Below are 17,357 nucleotides of genomic sequence, written 5' to 3'. Positions count from 1 at the left end.
CAAGCATTGTGCTGAAATGCTCGGGCCGTGCGATGCGCGGCCCAATCTTCGTTTTCGATCAATGCTCCTCTGCAGATTGCGTTTTCGATGTCCGCAGAGTGCGCCAAGCAATCAAAATCGCCATGAGTGCCAAGCCGAACGTCACCCACGAAACCAAACCGATTCCACCTTCGAATGCCCTTCCCGCCTGCGCCATCAATTCCCTTGCTTGATCACCCGACAAGTCTGCCGCCACATGATAGGCGCCAGACAGCGTCTCACTCGCCAGCATCATCTGCACTTCGCTCAGGAACCCCGGAAGCTGCAATGCACCACGATAGTAGGCGGTGACGACTCCGCCGAGCACTGTCGTCCCCAAAACTACACCCACTTCATAGGCCGTTTCGCTAATGGCAGACGCGGCGCCCGCCTTTGCCGGTGGTGCGGCTGACAAAATCACATCATTGGACACCGTCGCGATCGCGCCCACACCAATGTTCAGCAAGGCAAAAGCCACCACTAGAACGGTCAGGCTACTGCCCATGCTGGCGACCAGCAAAAACGCCGCTCCAGCAAACGCCATCAAAATCGGTATCAGCACATGCACCTGTAATCGCTGTGCGACAGGCACGACCGCCATCCCCACTACAATCGCCATGACCTGACCAGGAATCAACGCGAGACTAGCACTCAAGGGCGACATCTGAAGAACGATCTGCAGGAACTGAGTGGTAAAGAATACGAAGCCGACGAGAAACGCGAGACTCATCAAATTGATCGCGACAGAGCCGCTAAAGGTGCCACTGCGGAACAGAGTCAGGTCCATCAGCGGCACTGGCAGACGTAACTGTCGACGCACAAACATCCAGCCCGCAACTGCGCCTACTGCAAACGCTGTCAGCGTCATCCAGTCGATACCATTACTGGCGCTGTGTTTAATGCCATAAACGATGGCACCAAGGGCAACCATCGATTGCAGGATGCTAAGCGGATCCAGCGGCCCTGAAGCATCTCGCTCGGATTCGGGCAACAACATTGGGCCCAATATCAGCAGTGGCACCAACACGGGCACCGCCAACAGGAAAATCGCCCCCCAACTGAAGAACTCCAGCAATACACCGCCCACCAAAGGACCGAGTGCCGAACCTACTGTCAATGTCGTTGCCCAGATCGCGACTGCCAACCTGCGTTCTTCTCGGTCCTCGAACACCGAACGTATCAACGCCAATGTCGAGGGCATCAGCATTGCACCGAAAACGCCCATACAAGCTCGCCCGGCAATCAGTTGCAGGGCGGTATCGGAATACGCGGTTAGCACCGACACAATCGCAAAACCCAAGGACCCGACCAGCAACAACTTACGATGACCGACTCGATCGCCCAGACTGCCCATCGACACCAGCAACCCCGCCAATACCAGCGAATAAGCATCGATCATCCACAGCTGCTGACTAGCACTCGGACGCAGGACCTCGGCAATCTTTGGCAACGCGAATCCAAGCACCGTATTGTCAATTGTTACCAGTAGTACAGGCAGCATCAGAACGCTTAAAGCCAACCACCGTTTTAGGGTCACGCTTCCTGTTAACGCCATTCACGAAACTCCATCTCCTCATAAAACCCCAGCGACTTTAAGCGCGCCCTTGGCGTGACATCAGTCACGTCGGGCAAACCGGCTCTTGAACACTTCATTTAATACAGCGGTTTTTAGCTGCAACAATCATTGTTTTCGCCGGCAATTAACAAATCAGGATTTTCTTTCGCAAGTCCTACCGATGGCTGTCAGGCGATACCTACCTTTCGCTCTCCTGCGTAACTGAGTCCGCAAAAAAAGCAAACGCCCCGAACGAAGTCGGGGCGTTTGCTTGATCCCTCACCTGTGTTTTTACACAGAACGAAGTTCGATTTCCAACACGAGCAACTCAGGCGATCAGTACGCCTTGCCCGTCTTGTAGAAGTTCTCGAAGCAGAAGTTGGTCGCGTCGATGTAGCCTTCGGCGCCGCCGCAGTCGAAACGCTTGCCCTTGAACTTGTAGGCCATCACGCAGCCGTTCTGGGCCTGTTTCATCAGGGCGTCGGTGATCTGGATTTCACCGCCCTTGCCTGGCTCGGTCTGTTCGATCAGGTCGAAGATGTCCGGGGTCAGGATGTAGCGGCCGATGATGGCCAGGTTCGACGGTGCGTCTTCCGGCTTTGGTTTTTCAACCATGCTGTGTACGCGGTAGATGTCGTCGCGGATCATCTCGCCGGCGATTACGCCGTACTTGTTGGTCTCTGACGGATCGACTTCCTGGATGGCCACGATCGAGCAGCGGAACTGCTTGTACAGCTTGACCATCTGGGTCAGTACGCCGTCGCCTTCGAGATTGACGCACAAGTCGTCCGCCAGTACCACGGCGAACGGTTCGTCGCCGATCAGTGGGCGGCCGGTCAGGATCGCGTGGCCCAGGCCTTTCATTTCGGTCTGGCGGGTGTAGGAGAACGAGCACTCGTCGAGCAGCTTGCGGATGCCGACCAGGTATTTCTCCTTGTCGGTGCCCTTGATCTGGTTTTCCAGCTCGTAGCTGATGTCGAAGTGGTCTTCCAGGGCGCGCTTGCCGCGACCGGTGACGATGGAGATTTCGGTCAAGCCGGCATCCAGTGCTTCTTCGACGCCGTACTGGATCAGTGGCTTGTTCACCACCGGCAGCATTTCTTTGGGCATGGCTTTAGTCGCTGGCAGGAAGCGAGTACCGTAACCGGCTGCTGGGAACAAGCATTTCTTGATCATATAAGTCCTTGAAAGGGCTGTGTGTACGAGTTTCGGCGCAGTCTAATCAGGCGGCGTGCACCTTACAATGCCCCCGCGCTGGCTAACCGATGCCAACATAGAGAAATATTCTTGCCGATAGTTCCCTGCGAGGGTGCGCAGGTCGCTGCGCAGCCTCTTATGCATAGCAGAGACTTGCGCAAATGCACGGTTTCTACCGCCCGGAACCCATCACCATACGCCCATCGGCACCCCTTGGGTGCGTTTGGCGGTATCATGGCGCGATTGAACCAGACAACGAGGCAAGTAGATGTCGGCAGTAAAAAGCGTCAACGGATTTCTGATCAATCAGGAGAAGGACGGCCAATGGTGGGTGGCCAGTGTCGCCGGTGAAAATATCGCCGGGCCTTTCCCTTCCGAAGCCCTGGCAATCGAAGTGGCCTCGGTGCTGGAGCTGGAGCACCCGGAACCCAAGCGACGCGCCAAGGACAAGAGCTGATCGACGCCCGTTGCGAAAGGCCCTGCCATGGCGCAGGGCTTTTTTATGAATAATGAAAAAGAAGTGGCCCTTGGCTATAACCTTTTGATACCGGCGCTGTCTCAGCCATAGCCCACCCCCCCTGACGATGATCAAGCCATGAATAAAATTTTGCCTTTGCTGACGGTATTGGCCCTGAGCGGCTGCGCAACGTCGGAACAGACCTACCTGGCCAATGGAGAGCAAGGTCTATCGATCGACTGCTCCGGGGAAGCCAACTCCTGGGCTGCGTGCTACGAAAAGGCCGATGCGTCCTGCGCGGGCACCGGCTACAAGATCGTCGGGACCGATGGCACCCCCGCGCTCAAGGAGAGCGAAAAGACCCTTGGCGCCGACGTCGGCAACTACAAGAGCCGCAACGTCGTGGTGATCTGCAAGTAAGGCGCCGCGCCCTACATGTGGATTTCGGCGAATTTGATTCCAAGCCCGCGCACGGTCTCGATCAGATCATCCAGGCGGCTGAAGGACTCGACTTCATCATTGTCATCCACCAGGAAATAGCTGCGCCCGGCACTTTTCTTGAAAAACACGATCCATTCCCCCAGCTCCGCCGGGTTCTGAATCACATGGGTGGCAGAGATCAAACCCTCTGCGTGGCGCTCCCGGACCTGCTCTCGTTTCATATTCGACTCCAGAAATAACGATGCCGCCAAAGCAGGGCTTGGGCGGCATCGGTGCTGATGGTCGACAGTCTATCAGCCGGAAATGCACTCGTTGGCAGCATTCTGTACGTCCTTTGGCCGCACCGGGACATTGGACATGCTCTCGTGCAGCTTGATACTGCTGCCGCCAGAGCGTTCTTCAATGTCAAACACGGCCGACGGCCCCGCGGAAAACTTGAGCGGCACGATCACGCGCAAGCCATCCTTGTATGGCTGGATCTGCAAGGCGCCACGGCTATCGGCCAGTTTTTCGCTCAGGCATTGCGCGTATTCATGGGGCTTCTTGCCGGAAATCACGTTCATCGTCGGCAAGGACTCGTTGATGTCCGAGACGTTCGCGCAACCACTGATCGTCAGTGCCATCGGCAACAACCACAAACCCCACTTCATACTAAACCTCCGATAAAGACCGTCGGACAGCGCAACTGCGATTTTTCTCCGAGACAAACTGCTTTATCGCTCATCAAATGTGAAATAAGCGTTTTTAATTGTCCTGGCGGCGGGATAATAAGGCGTTCGGGCTGATAAACTGCGCCAATCGCCCATGCTATCGTTTTGATTTTGTAGAAAAAGCCCTTCTGGAGGCGCCTCATGAAATTTATCCATCAGCGCGAGCACCTCAATGAAGACGACATCGTCGTCATTCAATGCTCCCAAATGTGCAACATCCGCTTGATGAACGACGCCAACTTCCGCAGCTTCAAGAATGGCGGCCGTCACACCTATCACGGTGGTGCATTCGACACGTTTCCGGCCCGCATCACGGCCCCTAGCACCGGCTTCTGGAACATCACGATCGACACCGTCAACCGCCGCGCTATCAGCGTGACGCGTAAACCCACCCTGACGCACTCGATCAAAATCATTCGCCGCTCCAGCACGAAACTGAGCTGATCGGCGAACCCGAAACACAAGACAGGCAGATACAACCGTGGCCCAAACGACCAAGTACGTCATCAAATACAAACTCAACGGTGAGCGCCGCTTCGAGTTTGCCCAGCTTGAAAAAGGCACCCCGGAAGAGGCCAAGGCAGCGCTGGATGCCATTCATGGGCAGGGCGACGTCATCAGCGACATCAGCGTCAGCAAAGCGCTGTAAAGCGGTCCGGAGCGACAATGGACGTCGCCTCCCCCTCGCAGTTCGACCGCAAGCACCGGAGTGCCAGTTTCATCCTTGCCTTGCAGACTGGCCACCTCAACGACAAGAGGCCCGGCAATGAGCGAGCAATATCTGGACCGGCTGGACTGGCCCCGGCTGGAGCAGCAACTTGATCGGGACGGTTATGCCGTCATCCCGTCACTGCTGAGCCACAAGGCTTGCGGGCAAGTCAGCACGTTATACCCTCGAACCGAACTGTTTCGCTCCCATGTAGTGATGGCTCGCCACGGGTTCGGCCAAGGCGAGTACAAGTATTTCAACTACCCGTTGCCGGATCTGGTGGCTCGCCTGCGCACCGCGCTCTACCCGCGACTGGTGCCCATCGCCAATCGCTGGCATGAACAAATGGGCTTGCCGCAGCGTTTTCCTGAAACCCATCCAGCCTTCCTCGATCGCTGCCATGCCGCTGGTCAGAACCGTCCGACACCCTTGTTGCTGCAATACGGGCCGCAGGACTACAACTGTTTGCATCAGGATCTATACGGTGAGCATGTTTTCCCGCTGCAAGTGGCGATCCTGCTGTCAGACCCGGATCAAGACTTCACCGGCGGCGAGTTTGTCCTGACTGAACAGCGCCCGCGAATGCAGTCGCGCCCCATGGTCATCGGCCTGAAGCAAGGTGACGGGGTGATCTTTGCGGTCAATCAAAGGCCGGTCAAAGGGACTCGCGGTTACTACCGCGTGACCTTGCGTCACGGCGTGAGTCGCCTGCACAGCGGCAAACGGCATACCCTTGGAATCATCTTTCACGATGCGTCATGAGCCTATGAACCCGCTGACTTTCGATCTGTTTGCCGATGCGGAGCCCGAGCAACAGCCCAGGCGCGAGCAGATCGGCGAACAATCCTACGTGCTCAGAGGCTTCGCCCTACCTTGGCTGGAGCGTTTGCTGCCGGCCCTGGAAGCAGTGCTGGCGGCCGCACCGTTTCGGCAAATGATCACACCCGGCGGTTTCACCATGTCGGTCGCCCTGAGCAGTTGTGGCACATTCGGCTGGACCACTGACCGCAGCGGTTATCGGTATACCCGCGACGATCCACAGACCGGTCGGCCCTGGCCAATGATGCCTGAAGTGTTTTTCCAACTGGCGCAAGCGGCGGCGCAGGCAGCGGGTTTCGCCGATTTTGCACCGGATTCCTGCCTGATCAACCGATACATCCCCGGGGCAAAAATGTCATTGCATCAGGACAAGGACGAACATTCCTGGGCCGCCCCCATCGTATCGGTATCCCTGGGCTTGCCGGCGATGTTCCTGTTCGGCGGCTTTGCACGTGGCGACAAAAGTCAGCGCGTTCCCCTGCTCCACGGTGACATCGTGGTCTGGGGTGGCGTGGATCGCCTGCGTTATCACGGTGTGCTGCCGATCAAGGACGGCCATCATCCGAAACTGGGCGAGCAACGTATCAACTTCACCTTCCGTACCGCCGGATAAAGACTTCGAATTTGACCGCAAGCGCCGGAGTGTGTGGGAATTGCCCCATGGTTAATGTGCAGGCAACCCCTCAATGGACGTGACGCCATGACAACCCAATCGACCAAGATCACCATCGAAAACGATCCGCGCTGGGCCGCCGTGGTCGCCCGCGACCCCAAGGCTGACGGGCAGTTTGTCTATGCCGTGAAGACCACGGGCGTCTACTGCAATCCCAGCAGCCACGCGCGCTTGCCCAAGCCCCACAATGTCGAATTCTTCGACAGCGCCGAACAGGCCCGGGCCGCGGGTTATCGTCAGAGCAAGCGCGCGACGAAGGATCAGAGCGAACTCGCCGCGCAACATGCCGCCACCGTGGCCGCCGCTTGCCGCCAGATCGAAAGCGCGCAAACGCTGCCTGCCCTGGGCGAATTGGCCGAGGCGGCGGGCCTGAGCAGCTTTCACTTCCATCGCGTATTCAAAGCCGTCACCGGCCTGACGCCCAAGGGCTACGCCGATGCCCATCGTTCACGCAAGGTACGCGAGCGCCTGGCGCACGGCGGCTCGGTGACCGATGCCCTGTATGACGCCGGCTTCAACTCCAACAGCCGGTTTTATGAAGCGGCAGACCAGTTGCTGGGAATGAAACCCGGGGACTACCGCGCCGCCGGTCAAAACAACGACATTCGTTTTGCTGTCGGCCAGTGTTCGCTGGGCGCGATTCTGGTGGCACAGAGTGAGCGCGGGGTGTGCGCGATCCTGCTGGGCGATGATCCGCATCAACTGGTCTGCGATCTGCAAGACAAATTCCGCCGCGCCAATCTGATTGGTGCCGATCATGAGTTCGAGCAATTGATTGCCAGGGTCGTCGGCTTTATCGAGGCGCCGGCCATTGGCCTTGATTTGCCGCTGGACGTACGCGGCACGGCGTTTCAGGAGCGTGTCTGGCAAGCGCTGCGGGAGATTCCCGTGGGCAGCACTGCCAGCTACGCCGATGTCGCCCAGCGTATCGGTCAACCAAAAGCCGTTCGCGCCGTGGCCCAGGCCTGCGGTGCAAACAACCTGGCGGTGGCGATCCCTTGCCATCGCGTGGTGCGCAGCGATGGCAATCTGTCGGGCTATCGCTGGGGTGTCGAGCGCAAACGGCAGTTGCTGGAGCGCGAGTTGCAGTGATCAACGATTCACATCCACCACCACGCGCCCGCGCAACTGCCCGGCCAGCAAGCGTGGCGCGGCTTCAATGGCTTCGCTCAAGCCGATTTCGTGACTGATCAGCGGCAACAGGTTGAAGTCCAGATCCCGGGCCAGGCGATTCCAGGCTGCCACACGCTTGGCTTTGGGCTGGGTCACGCTGTTGATGCCGGCCAGGGTCACGCCGCGCAAGATGAACGGCGCAACGGATGCCGGAAAGTCCATGCCCTGAGCCAGGCCGCAGGCCGCGACGGTGCCATTGGCCTTGGTGCTGGCGCATGCGTTGGCCAGGGTGTGGCTGCCGACCGAGTCGATCACGGCCACCCAGCGCTCCTTTGCCAACGGTTTGCCCGGTTCGGACAAGGTGGCGCGATCGATGATTTCGCTGGCCCCCAGTTGCTTCAGGTAGTCGTGCTCCGAGGTCCGTCCGGTGGACGCGACCACCCGGTAGCCGAGCCTGCTGAGTAAGGCGATGGCGAAACTGCCGACGCCGCCGTTGGCGCCGGTCACCAGAACTTCGCCCTGTTCGGGCGTCACGCCGTTGTGCTCAAGCGCCATGATGCACAGCATGGCCGTGTAGCCCGCCGTACCGATGGCCATCGCCTGGGCCGCGGTAAACGCCTTGGGTAGCGGGATCAGCCAGTCACCGTTGAGGCGCGCTTTCTGCGCCAATCCCCCCCAATGCCCTTCGCCCACACCCCAGCCATTGAGCAGGACCGGGTCACCAACCTTGTAGTCCGGATGCCCGCTGGCTTCGACGACACCGGCCAGGTCGATGCCCGGCACCATCGGGAATTTGCGCACCACCGGACTGCTGCCGGTGATCGCCAGGCCATCCTTGAAGTTCAACGTGCTGTAGGCAACACGCACCGTGACGTCGCCCTCGGGCAGTTGATCGTCCTGGATCTCTTGCAGTGTGGCCCGATAACCGCTGTCGTCTTTGTCGATCAAAACACCTTTGAACATTACGGCCTCTCAATGGAATCAGTCGGTTGGTGGAGCATTTCAAATAACACATGGCAATGGATTGCCGTACCCGACTTTAAGCCAATCAGGCAAACCGCCGGGCGTTTTGATTAACGGCAGCTATGCTTTTCGCAACCCTGAAGTGCCGCAACAAACTGTCTTGTCGATGGAGCTGACAATGCCTCAACTGCGTTTACTCACCGTTTTACTGATGCTCTGCATGATTCCGCTCAGCGGCGTCCAGGCCACACCAGAGCCACCCGCCCAAACTCCCGGGAATCTGGCGCCGACAGCCCCTAGCTGGCCACAGGTGCTGGCGGCCGGCGACACCAAATTGACCATCTACCAACCGCAACTGGACAGCTGGGACGGTTACACCCTGCACGCGCGGGCTGCAGTGGAGGCCACGAGCACCGATGGCAAGGCCACCTATGGCATCGTGCAGTTCAGCGCCCACACCCTGGTCGACAAGGCCACGCGCTGGGTGGCGCTCGATCAGTACACCATCACCAAGGCCGATTTCCCCGATAGCGCAACCAAGGCTGACAGCTGGGTCGCCGCGGTGAAGCAAGACGCCGGGAACCGCACGAAAACCATTTCCCTGGACCAACTCGAAGCCGCGCTCGGTGTCATCGCCGCCGAACAGAAGTCCAACAGCGAGCCGCTGGAAAATACCCCGCCGACCATTATTTCCTCCGAGGTGCCCGCGCTGCTGGTGTACATCGATGGCGAACCCGCCTATCGCCCCGTTGATGGCACCTCGCTGCAGCGAGTGATCAACACCCGGCCGTTGCTGCTCAAGGATGCACAGGGCAAGCATTACCTGCACGTGTTCGATGGCTGGATGGTAGCGGACAATCTGGATGGACAATATGCGCCACTGCCCTCGCCCTCCGCCGAGCTGGAGAAGGCCAAGAAAGCTGCGATCCAGGGCCGACAGGTAGACCTGCTGACAGGCCAGAGCGATCCGAAGGAGAAGATACCGACGCTGGCCAAGCCGCCGATTCCGCAGATCCATATCGCCACGGTGCCGACCGAGTTGATCGTCACTGACGGCGCGCCGCAATGGCAGCCGATCCAGAACACCACACTGCTGTATGTGACCAACACCACCGGGCATATTTTCAAGGAGATCGGTGACCAGGACAGCTACGTGCTGATCTCGGGTCGCTGGTTCCGTGCCAGTGACATGAAAGGCCCCTGGACCTTTGTAGGCGCAGACCAGTTGCCGGCGGACTTCGCCAACATTCCCGATGACAGCCCCAAGGAGAACGTAAAGGCCTCGGTGGCCGGAACACCGCAGGCCAAGGAAGCGGCGATTGCAGCGACCATTCCACAGACCTCGGCGATCAAGAAAAGCCAGGTCAAAATGACCAAGCCAACCTTTGACGGCGAGCCGCAACTCAAGGCCATCAAGGGCACGCCCCTGCAATACGTGGTCAACAGCCCGATGCCGATCATCATGGTCGATGCACAAAGCTGGTACGCGGTGGAGAACGGCATCTGGTTCGTGGCCACCTCGGTGCAAGGCCCCTGGACGGTCGCCTCTTCGGTACCGGCGGTGATCTATTCGATCCCGCCCAGCTCACCAATGCACTACGTCACTTACGTGAAAGTCTACGAAGCCAGTGGCGATACGGTCGTCGTCGGTTACACGCCGGGTTACCAGGGTTCGACGCTGGACCCTGACAGCGGTGTGGTGGTGTATGGCACCGGTTATCCCTATACGCCGTGGGTGGGCAGTGTCTGGTACGGCCCACCGGTGACCTATGGCTTTGGCGTGGCGATTCGCTACACACCCTGGACGGGCTGGACGTTTGGCTTCGGTTTCGGCTGGAGTTGGGGCGGCAGCACGGCCGCCGTGGGTTGGGGCTGGGGCGCCTATCCATGGTGGGGCAATTACGGTTGGGGTTACGCCTGGGGGCCGCATCTGTACCCGGCGCCAATGCCTTGGGGCGGTGCCGCTTACGGCTATCACGGTGGCGCCGTTGCCTGGGGCCCCGGTGGCTGGGCCGGCACGACCGGCAACATCTACCGCCAATGGGGCGACCGCGCTTCGGTCAGCCGCTACGGCGGCGGCTACAACGCCTGGACCGGCAATCGCTGGGCCGGCCAGGTTGGCGCCTCCTACAACTCGCGTACCGGCATCGCCGCGGCAGGCCAGCGCGGCGCGGTACACAACGTTTACAACGGCAACTATGCCGCGGGCCGCAGCGGTATGGCCGTCGGCCCGGACGGCGGAGCCATCGCCGGCCAGCATGTGACCGCCGGCAACGTTCGCACCGGCACCCAGGTCACCGCCAATCGCGGGGCCATCTACAACCCCAATACCGGCAACACCACCCAGTACGGCGGTATCCATGATCGCGACGGCGGCATGGCGCATGTCGGCGACAACGTGTACGCCGGCCGTGATGGCAACGTTTACAAAAGGACCGATAGCGGCTGGCAATCGATGGTCCAGGGCGGAGCAACCCGTCTCGATTCGGCCAACACGGCTCAGGTCCAGAATCTCAACCGGGAGTACGATGCGCGCTCCTTCGGCAATGATCGCTTCAACAGTTATCACGACTCGTCCCGGTTCATGTATCACTCCTTCGGCGGTGGCGGCTTCCACCGACGCTAACGCCTTACCCGCTGAAAAGACGACTGGCCTTGCGCCAGTCGTTGCGTTACAAATCCTGTTCTACCGCCCCTGCCCGGATTCAACGTCGGAGAACACAGCACATGAACCAATGGCCAGATACCCGCATCCTTGACCTGCTCGGGATCGAACTGCCGATCATCCAGGGGCCGATGGCCGGTGCCACAAACTCGTCCATGGTGATCGCCACCTGCAATGCCGGCGGCCTGGGCTCGATGCCGGCGGCGATGCTCAGCACCGATCAACTGCGCGAAGAGCTCAAAACCATCCGCCAACACACCCGACGCCCGATCAACGTCAACTTCTTCTGTCATCAGCCGCCTGCTGCGGATGAGCAACGCGCACAGGACTGGAAAAACCTGCTGCAACCCTACTACCAGGAACTCGGCGCCGACTTCGATGCACCGACGCCGGTGTCCAACCGGGCACCGTTCGATAACGCGGCCTGCGAAGTGGTCGAAGCGTTTCGCCCGCAAGTGGTGAGCTTTCACTTTGGCTTGCCGGAAAAATCCCTGCTCGACCGGGTCAAGGCCACGGGTGCGAAGGTGCTGTCCTCAGCCACCACAGTCGCAGAAGCCGTGTGGCTGGAGCAGCACGGTTGCGATGCAATCATTGCCATGGGCTACGAGGCCGGGGGCCATCGCGGGATGTTTCTCAGCGATGACCTGAGCAGTCAGGTGGGGACTTTCGCCCTGGTGCCCCAAGTCGTCGATGCGGTGAAAGTGCCGGTGATTGCCGCTGGCGGCATCGCTGACGCCCGAGGCGTCGCCGCTGCCTTCATGCTCGGTGCTTCGGCGGTGCAGGTGGGTACGGCGTACCTGTTCACCCCAGAGGCCAAGGTCAGCCCGTCCCATCACAAGGCGTTGCGCACCGCCAGGGAAAGCGAGACAGCCGTCACCAACGTGTTCACCGGTCGCCCGGCCCGGGGCATCCTCAATCGGGTGATGCGTGAACTGGGCCCCATGAGCGCCAAGGCCCCGGCCTTCCCCCTTGCCGGTGGCGCGCTGATGCCGTTGCGGGCCAAAGGTGAAGCGGATTTCAGCAACCTCTGGGCCGGTCAGGCATTTACCCTCGGCGTCGATTTGACCAGCGAGGCACTGACTCGAAAGCTGGCTGAAGAAGGGTTGGCGAGACTCTCAGGTCGCTTCTGAGCATCTGCTCCATTAAAATTGTATACAATTTTTCACCAGCACATTCCGTTCAAAGGCAATTCGCTATATATTTTTGTACATAACGATTAACCTGCCGCAATTGCCTTTGACGGAGCCGTTTCATGTTCATTCGTGCCTCACGTTTTGCCCCGACCTGCCTGGCGAGCCTTCTCGCCGCATTCGCCTTCGGCTCAGCCCAGGCGGACGAAGTCCAGGTGGCGGTCGCCTCCAACTTCACCGCGCCCATCCAGGCCATCGCCGCTGATTTCGAAAAAGACACCGGGCATAAACTGGTCGCCTCCTTTGGCGCCACCGGCCAGTTCTACACCCAGATCAAAAACGGTGCGCCGTTCGAAGTGTTCCTCTCGGCAGACGACAGCACCCCGAAAAAACTTGAAGCCGAAGGCGACTCCGTCAAGGGCTCGCGCTTCACCTACGCGGTCGGCACCCTGGCGCTGTGGTCGGCCAAGGAAGGCTACGTCGATGCCAAGGGCGATGTGCTGAAAAAGAACGCCTACCAACACCTGTCCATCGCCAACCCGAAAGCCGCGCCTTATGGCCTGGCGGCGACCCAGGTACTGGCAAAAGAAGGCTTGACCGACAAGGTCAAGGACAAGATCGTTGAAGGCCAGAACATCAGCCAGGCCTACCAGTTCATTTCCACCGGCAACGCCGAGCTGGGTTTTGTCGCCTTGTCGCAGATCTACAAGGACGGCAAGATCTCCAGCGGATCGGCCTGGATCGTTCCCGCCAGCCTGCACGACCCGATCAAGCAGGATGCGGTGATTCTCAACAAGGGCAAGGACAACCCGGCCGCCAAGGCACTGGTTGACTACCTCAAGGGGCCGAAAGCGGCAGCTGTCATCAAGTCCTACGGTTACGAAATCTAAATGTCGCTATCGAGTGGCGATCTTTCCGCCATCTGGCTGACCCTGAAACTGGCGTCCCTGACGACCGTCATCCTGCTGATTGTCGGCACTCCGATTGCGTTATGGCTGTCGCGCACCCGCTCCTGGTTGCGCGGCCCGGTCGGGGCGATTGTCGCCCTGCCCCTGGTGCTGCCGCCGACGGTGATTGGTTTTTACCTGTTGCTGGCTCTCGGCCCTCACGGGTTCCTTGGACAGCTCACCCAGTCACTGGGCCTTGGGACCCTCACGTTCAGTTTTGCGGGGCTGGTCATCGGTTCGGTGTTGTATTCGATGCCATTTGTGGTCCAGCCGCTGCAAAACGCTTTTTCCGCGATTGGCACGCGCCCGCTCGAAGTGGCCGCGACCTTGCGGGCCAATCCCTGGGACAGCTTTTTCAGCGTGACCCTGCCCCTGGCCCGCCCCGGTTTCATTACCGCGGCCATTCTCGGTTTCGCCCACACCGTCGGCGAGTTTGGCGTGGTGCTGATGATCGGCGGCAACATTCCCGAGAAGACCCGCGTGGTCTCGGTGCAGATCTACGACCACGTCGAAGCCATGGAGTATGCCCAGGCCCATTGGCTGGCCGGGGCGATGCTGGTGTTCTCGTTTGTCGTCCTGCTGGCGCTGTATTCCAGCCGTAAAACCAAAGCGGGCTGGAGCTGATCGATGATTCAAATGCGTCTGAAACTGCGTTATTCGGGATTCGCCCTGGACGTCGATCTGCAACTGCCGGGCCGTGGCGTCACGGCACTTTACGGCCACTCCGGTTCAGGCAAGACCACTTGTCTACGCTGCATCGCCGGCCTGGAGCGGGCCGATCAAGGCTTTATCCAGGTCAACAATGAAGTCTGGCAAGATAGCGCCAACCGGATCTTCGTCGCGCCGCACAAGCGCGCGCTGGGCTACGTGTTCCAGGAAGCCAGCCTGTTTCCCCATCTGTCGGTGCTGGCCAATCTCGAGTTCGGCCTCAAGCGCATTCCCAAGCCACAGCGTCGGGTCGACATGGCCCACGCCACCGAATTGCTGGGCATCGGTCATTTGCTGGACCGGCACCCGCAACACCTTTCGGGCGGCGAGCGTCAGCGCGTCGGCATCGCCCGCGCCTTGCTCACCAGCCCGAAACTGCTGTTGATGGACGAACCCCTGGCGGCGCTGGATGCCCAACGCAAAGGTGAAATCCTGCCCTACTTGCAACGCCTGCACGACGAGCTCGACATCCCGGTGCTGTACGTCAGCCATTCCCAGGATGAAGTCGCGCGGCTGGCCGACCATATCGTGCTGCTCAGCACCGGCAAGGCACTGGCCAGCGGCCCGATCGGCCAGACCCTGGCGCGCCTCGACTTGCCGTTGGCAATGGGGGATGACGCCGGTGTGGTGATCGAAGGTCGCGTCAGCGCCTATGACGCCGGCTATCAATTGCTCAGCCTGCAACTGCCCGACACCGCCCTCGACATTCGTGTGCCGCATACGCCAATGGACGTGGGCCAGGCGCTGCGCTGCAAGGTCCAGGCGCGGGATGTGAGCCTGAGCCTGGACAATGTCGGGCATAGCAGCATTCTCAATCGCCTGCCGGTCACCGTGGTCAGTGAAATGAACGCCGACAACGCCGCCCACGTGCTGGTTCGCCTGGATGCCGCCGGCACGCCGCTGCTTGCGCGGATCACGCGTTATTCCCGTGACCAACTGAACATTCATCCTGGCCAGCCACTCTGGGCACAAATAAAAGCGGTCGCGGTGCTGGCGTAACTCCGAAGGCACGACTGCACCGGGGCGAGGTCAATGGCTGTAATGCTCCGTGACTCCTTGCCCAGGACGCTTGTCATGCCCGATGGACTGCCACCTGACCTGCATTATGTCGATGACACTCAGCCGGGCATTACCCGCAGGAAACTGCGCGGAAAATTCGCCTATTTCGACCCGGCCGGCCAGCGCATCACCGACCCCGACGCAATCAAGCGCCTCAACTCCCTCGCGGTGCCGCCCGCCTATACCGAGGTGTGGATCTGCGCCGATCCACGCGGGCATCTGCAGGCCACCGGGCGCGATGCCCGGGGTCGCAAGCAGTACCGTTATCACCCCCGCTGGCGAGAGGTGCGTGACGCCGACAAGTATTTGCGCCTGCGTGAATTCGGACTGGCCCTGCCGAAACTGCGCCAACGATTGCAAGCCGTGCTAACGGAACCGGGATTCAGTCGCGACAAAGTCATGGCCACTGTCATTACCCTGCTCGACTCGACGCTGATCCGCATCGGTAACAGCCAATACGCCCGGGACAACCGCTCCTATGGCCTGACGACCCTGCGCAGCCGCCATGTAGAGATCAACGGCAGTGCCATTCTGTTCCAGTTCCGCGGCAAAAGTGGCGTCGAACACCAGATCACCGTGAAAGACCGGCGCCTGGCCCGGATCATCAGGCGCTGCCAGGAAATACCCGGGCAGAACCTGTTTCAGTATCTGGATGAAAACGGTGACCGGCACACCGTCAGTTCATCCGACATCAACAGCTATTTGCAAAGGCTCAGCGGCGCCGATTTCACCGCCAAGGACTACCGCACCTGGGCCGGCAGTGTTCTGGCCCTGGCAATACTGCGCAAGCGTCGCTGGGAGCCTGAAATGGACGCCCGACGGCACCTGGTGGAGATGGTCAAGGACGTTGCCAGGCAACTGGGCAATACCCCGACGGTGTGCCGCAAGTGCTATATCCACCCGGCGGTGCTAGATGGTTTCCTTCTAGGGGCTTTGGCGCAACTGCCCAGGCCGAGAGCGCGCAAGGGGCTCTCGGCCGCGGAAGTCGGGCTGGCGAATTTTCTGGAGAGAACGCTGGCAGCGCCTGAACCGACGAATTGACCTGCCTATTTTTTGCACGATCAGCAATGACTTCTATAGTTGAACTGAACACGAATCCGCCGCGGAGACGCCATGGAAGACATTTTCGTCGTGAAGCGTTGCAACAAGATCATCATCCATGGCCGCCGTGCCGGTGAAAATGACCACCTGCCACCGGATGCCGCGGTTTGGTACCGCATCGCCGATACCCGCACCCAAGGCTTCATCGGAGATGGCTACGAGGTTGAAGAGGACGCCGCGCGTGTTTGCCGTCAGTTGAACGCTAAATCACAAGTGACAGCCCGACAAAGTTGAGGGGTGTCACCCTTTTTTAACGGGTCTATACTGAAATGGCTGAAGGATCAGTAACCCTTTCGGCAGAAAGCTCGCTCCCGGCGGGCTTTTTGCTGCCACACACAGGTTTCTTGAACGGAGGTGTCTCCCATGTCCGAAAAAGAGTCCATCACCACCCTGCTCACCTTGCTGGACTCCCGTCAGGCCCGCCTGGCCGCCGCCTGCAAGGAAATCGCCGACTGGGTCGATCATCAAGGCGGACACCCTACCGCCCTCAGAATTCGTGATCGCCTGAACGACATCGAAAAGGACACGCCGCTGATCCGGCACACGCTGTCGTCTCTCAAGCCTGTCGACCCGCCTCTGCCACGGTTCAGATGATCCGTCACGGATTCGCAGCGCGAGGACAGGCCCGATTCGGGCAGCATGATCGTTGACCGTGCGTCTGCGAATCTTTGGCTGCCTGCCGGATTTCCAGCTTTTCTCACAACCCGGCCTGGTGTCGGGATTTTTGTTGCGCAAAACCAATCGAACGTCCCCGCTCACGTGGAGTCAACCGCTCACACGTCACGAAGGAGACGTTCCAATGGTCACTCATTTCAAAGTCAGCGGGCACCTGGCCTGCGGTCACCACGGCAGCAACCTCGTATCGACCCGCGAACTCAATCGGGTTAAATGCCGAAGCTGCCGAAACACCGACGCCTACAAAGAGGCCCGCAAGGCTGAACGCAACGCTGCCCGCCGCGCAGCACGCAAAGCCAAAGCCATGCACACCGCCAATGACTGGCGTTCAGCCTGGACCGAGCGACTGACCGCGATGGCCGGCCTGCAACGACTGCCCCGCGGTTTTGGCGGTCAACCCTTCGTTTAGGGAAACTG

The 17,357-nt window shown here is 59.9% G+C and carries 22 protein-coding genes; 16 read left to right on the top strand and 6 right to left on the bottom strand.

Features of this window, described 5'->3' with window-relative positions:
- Window positions 1–58: 58 nt before the first annotated feature.
- Together ACM6G4_RS19220 and galU are read right to left on the bottom strand one after the other, a co-directional pair.
- Entirely contained in the window at window positions 59–1,573 is a 1,515-nt protein-coding gene (locus tag ACM6G4_RS19220; RefSeq protein WP_414914361.1) for an MFS transporter, read from the bottom strand.
- Window positions 1,574–1,909: 336 nt separating this feature from the next.
- Window positions 1,910–2,749, bottom strand: a complete 840-nt coding sequence (gene galU, locus ACM6G4_RS19215; RefSeq protein ID WP_056724500.1) for a UTP--glucose-1-phosphate uridylyltransferase GalU — start codon at window positions 2,747–2,749, stop codon at window positions 1,910–1,912.
- A 289-nt stretch (window positions 2,750–3,038) separates the two neighbouring features.
- Between galU and ACM6G4_RS19210 the strand changes: the two genes are divergently transcribed.
- Window positions 3,039–3,227, top strand: a complete 189-nt coding sequence (locus tag ACM6G4_RS19210; protein WP_056724498.1) for a hypothetical protein — start codon at window positions 3,039–3,041, stop codon at window positions 3,225–3,227.
- A 138-nt stretch (window positions 3,228–3,365) separates the two neighbouring features.
- Window positions 3,366–3,647: a hypothetical protein gene (locus ACM6G4_RS19205; RefSeq protein ID WP_046038393.1), complete on the top strand. Its 282-nt coding sequence runs from the start codon at window positions 3,366–3,368 to the stop codon at window positions 3,645–3,647.
- 11 nt (window positions 3,648–3,658) lie between these two features.
- Here the strand turns inward: ACM6G4_RS19205 and ACM6G4_RS19200 are convergent, their stop codons facing one another.
- From ACM6G4_RS19200 to ACM6G4_RS19190, 3 genes are all read right to left on the bottom strand, one after another.
- On the bottom strand, window positions 3,659–3,889 hold the full coding sequence (locus ACM6G4_RS19200; RefSeq protein WP_056724496.1) for a hypothetical protein: 231 nt from the start codon (window positions 3,887–3,889) through the stop codon (window positions 3,659–3,661).
- A 72-nt stretch (window positions 3,890–3,961) separates the two neighbouring features.
- Window positions 3,962–4,318 carry a hypothetical protein gene (locus ACM6G4_RS19195; RefSeq protein WP_056724495.1) on the bottom strand — a complete coding sequence of 119 codons (357 nt, stop codon included), beginning with the start codon at window positions 4,316–4,318 and terminating at the stop codon, window positions 3,962–3,964.
- Window positions 4,315–4,521, bottom strand: coding sequence for a hypothetical protein (locus tag ACM6G4_RS19190; protein WP_414914360.1), 207 nt, complete (start codon window positions 4,519–4,521; stop codon window positions 4,315–4,317). Before ACM6G4_RS19190 ends, ACM6G4_RS19195 begins: the two co-directional genes overlap by 4 nt.
- On the opposite strand from ACM6G4_RS19190, the gene ACM6G4_RS19185 reads away from it, so the two are divergent.
- The 5 genes from ACM6G4_RS19185 to ada all read left to right on the top strand — a co-directional run bounded on the left by ACM6G4_RS19185 (window position 4,520) and on the right by ada (window position 7,671).
- Window positions 4,520–4,822: a DUF1883 domain-containing protein gene (locus ACM6G4_RS19185; RefSeq protein WP_007912251.1), complete on the top strand. Its 303-nt coding sequence runs from the start codon at window positions 4,520–4,522 to the stop codon at window positions 4,820–4,822. The two genes, ACM6G4_RS19190 and ACM6G4_RS19185, sit on opposite strands and share 2 nt — an antisense overlap.
- Before the next feature lie 37 nt (window positions 4,823–4,859).
- Window positions 4,860–5,027, top strand: a complete 168-nt coding sequence (locus ACM6G4_RS19180) for a hypothetical protein (protein ID WP_177336470.1) — start codon at window positions 4,860–4,862, stop codon at window positions 5,025–5,027.
- A 117-nt stretch (window positions 5,028–5,144) separates the two neighbouring features.
- On the top strand, window positions 5,145–5,849 hold the full coding sequence (locus tag ACM6G4_RS19175) for a 2OG-Fe(II) oxygenase (RefSeq protein ID WP_414914359.1): 705 nt from the start codon (window positions 5,145–5,147) through the stop codon (window positions 5,847–5,849).
- Window positions 5,839–6,519 carry a DNA oxidative demethylase AlkB gene (gene alkB, locus ACM6G4_RS19170; RefSeq protein ID WP_414914358.1) on the top strand — a complete coding sequence of 227 codons (681 nt, stop codon included), beginning with the start codon at window positions 5,839–5,841 and terminating at the stop codon, window positions 6,517–6,519. Before ACM6G4_RS19175 ends, alkB begins: the two co-directional genes overlap by 11 nt.
- A gap of 87 nt (window positions 6,520–6,606) precedes the next feature.
- Entirely contained in the window at window positions 6,607–7,671 is a 1,065-nt protein-coding gene (gene ada / locus ACM6G4_RS19165; RefSeq protein ID WP_414914357.1) for a bifunctional DNA-binding transcriptional regulator/O6-methylguanine-DNA methyltransferase Ada, read from the top strand.
- Here the strand turns inward: ada and ACM6G4_RS19160 are convergent, their stop codons facing one another.
- A complete protein-coding gene (locus tag ACM6G4_RS19160) occupies window positions 7,672–8,655 on the bottom strand; it encodes an MDR family oxidoreductase (protein ID WP_414914356.1) in 984 nt (327 codons plus the stop codon).
- Between the two features lie 178 nt (window positions 8,656–8,833).
- Between ACM6G4_RS19160 and ACM6G4_RS19155 the strand changes: the two genes are divergently transcribed.
- The 9 genes from ACM6G4_RS19155 (at window position 8,834) to ACM6G4_RS19115 (ending at window position 17,349) form a co-directional block, all read left to right on the top strand.
- The gene (locus ACM6G4_RS19155; RefSeq protein WP_414914355.1) at window positions 8,834–11,281 is read left to right on the top strand and encodes an autotransporter; all 2,448 of its coding nucleotides are present in this window, start codon (window positions 8,834–8,836) and stop codon (window positions 11,279–11,281) included.
- A gap of 101 nt (window positions 11,282–11,382) precedes the next feature.
- Entirely contained in the window at window positions 11,383–12,450 is a 1,068-nt protein-coding gene (locus tag ACM6G4_RS19150) for an NAD(P)H-dependent flavin oxidoreductase (protein ID WP_056724485.1), read from the top strand.
- A gap of 122 nt (window positions 12,451–12,572) precedes the next feature.
- On the top strand, window positions 12,573–13,340 hold the full coding sequence (modA, locus tag ACM6G4_RS19145) for a molybdate ABC transporter substrate-binding protein (protein ID WP_414914354.1): 768 nt from the start codon (window positions 12,573–12,575) through the stop codon (window positions 13,338–13,340).
- Window positions 13,341–14,021, top strand: coding sequence for a molybdate ABC transporter permease subunit (modB, locus tag ACM6G4_RS19140; protein ID WP_414914353.1), 681 nt, complete (start codon window positions 13,341–13,343; stop codon window positions 14,019–14,021).
- 3 nt (window positions 14,022–14,024) lie between these two features.
- A complete protein-coding gene (gene modC / locus ACM6G4_RS19135; protein ID WP_414914352.1) occupies window positions 14,025–15,104 on the top strand; it encodes a molybdenum ABC transporter ATP-binding protein in 1,080 nt (359 codons plus the stop codon).
- 75 nt (window positions 15,105–15,179) lie between these two features.
- Window positions 15,180–16,205, top strand: a complete 1,026-nt coding sequence (locus ACM6G4_RS19130; protein WP_414914351.1) for a DNA topoisomerase IB — start codon at window positions 15,180–15,182, stop codon at window positions 16,203–16,205.
- 72 nt (window positions 16,206–16,277) lie between these two features.
- Window positions 16,278–16,499: a hypothetical protein gene (locus ACM6G4_RS19125; RefSeq protein ID WP_056724478.1), complete on the top strand. Its 222-nt coding sequence runs from the start codon at window positions 16,278–16,280 to the stop codon at window positions 16,497–16,499.
- Between the two features lie 129 nt (window positions 16,500–16,628).
- On the top strand, window positions 16,629–16,859 hold the full coding sequence (locus ACM6G4_RS19120; RefSeq protein WP_056724476.1) for a hypothetical protein: 231 nt from the start codon (window positions 16,629–16,631) through the stop codon (window positions 16,857–16,859).
- A 205-nt stretch (window positions 16,860–17,064) separates the two neighbouring features.
- Entirely contained in the window at window positions 17,065–17,349 is a 285-nt protein-coding gene (locus ACM6G4_RS19115) for a hypothetical protein (protein WP_056724474.1), read from the top strand.
- Window positions 17,350–17,357 lie beyond the last annotated feature (8 nt).

Origin of the sequence: Pseudomonas sp. IT-P258 (assembly GCF_949767825.1) — a bacterium.
Taxonomy (GTDB): Bacteria; Pseudomonadota; Gammaproteobacteria; order Pseudomonadales; family Pseudomonadaceae; genus Aquipseudomonas; species Aquipseudomonas monachiensis.
Note: the sequence above shows the minus strand (reverse complement) of the source record. Positions and strands in the feature narration are given on the sequence as shown.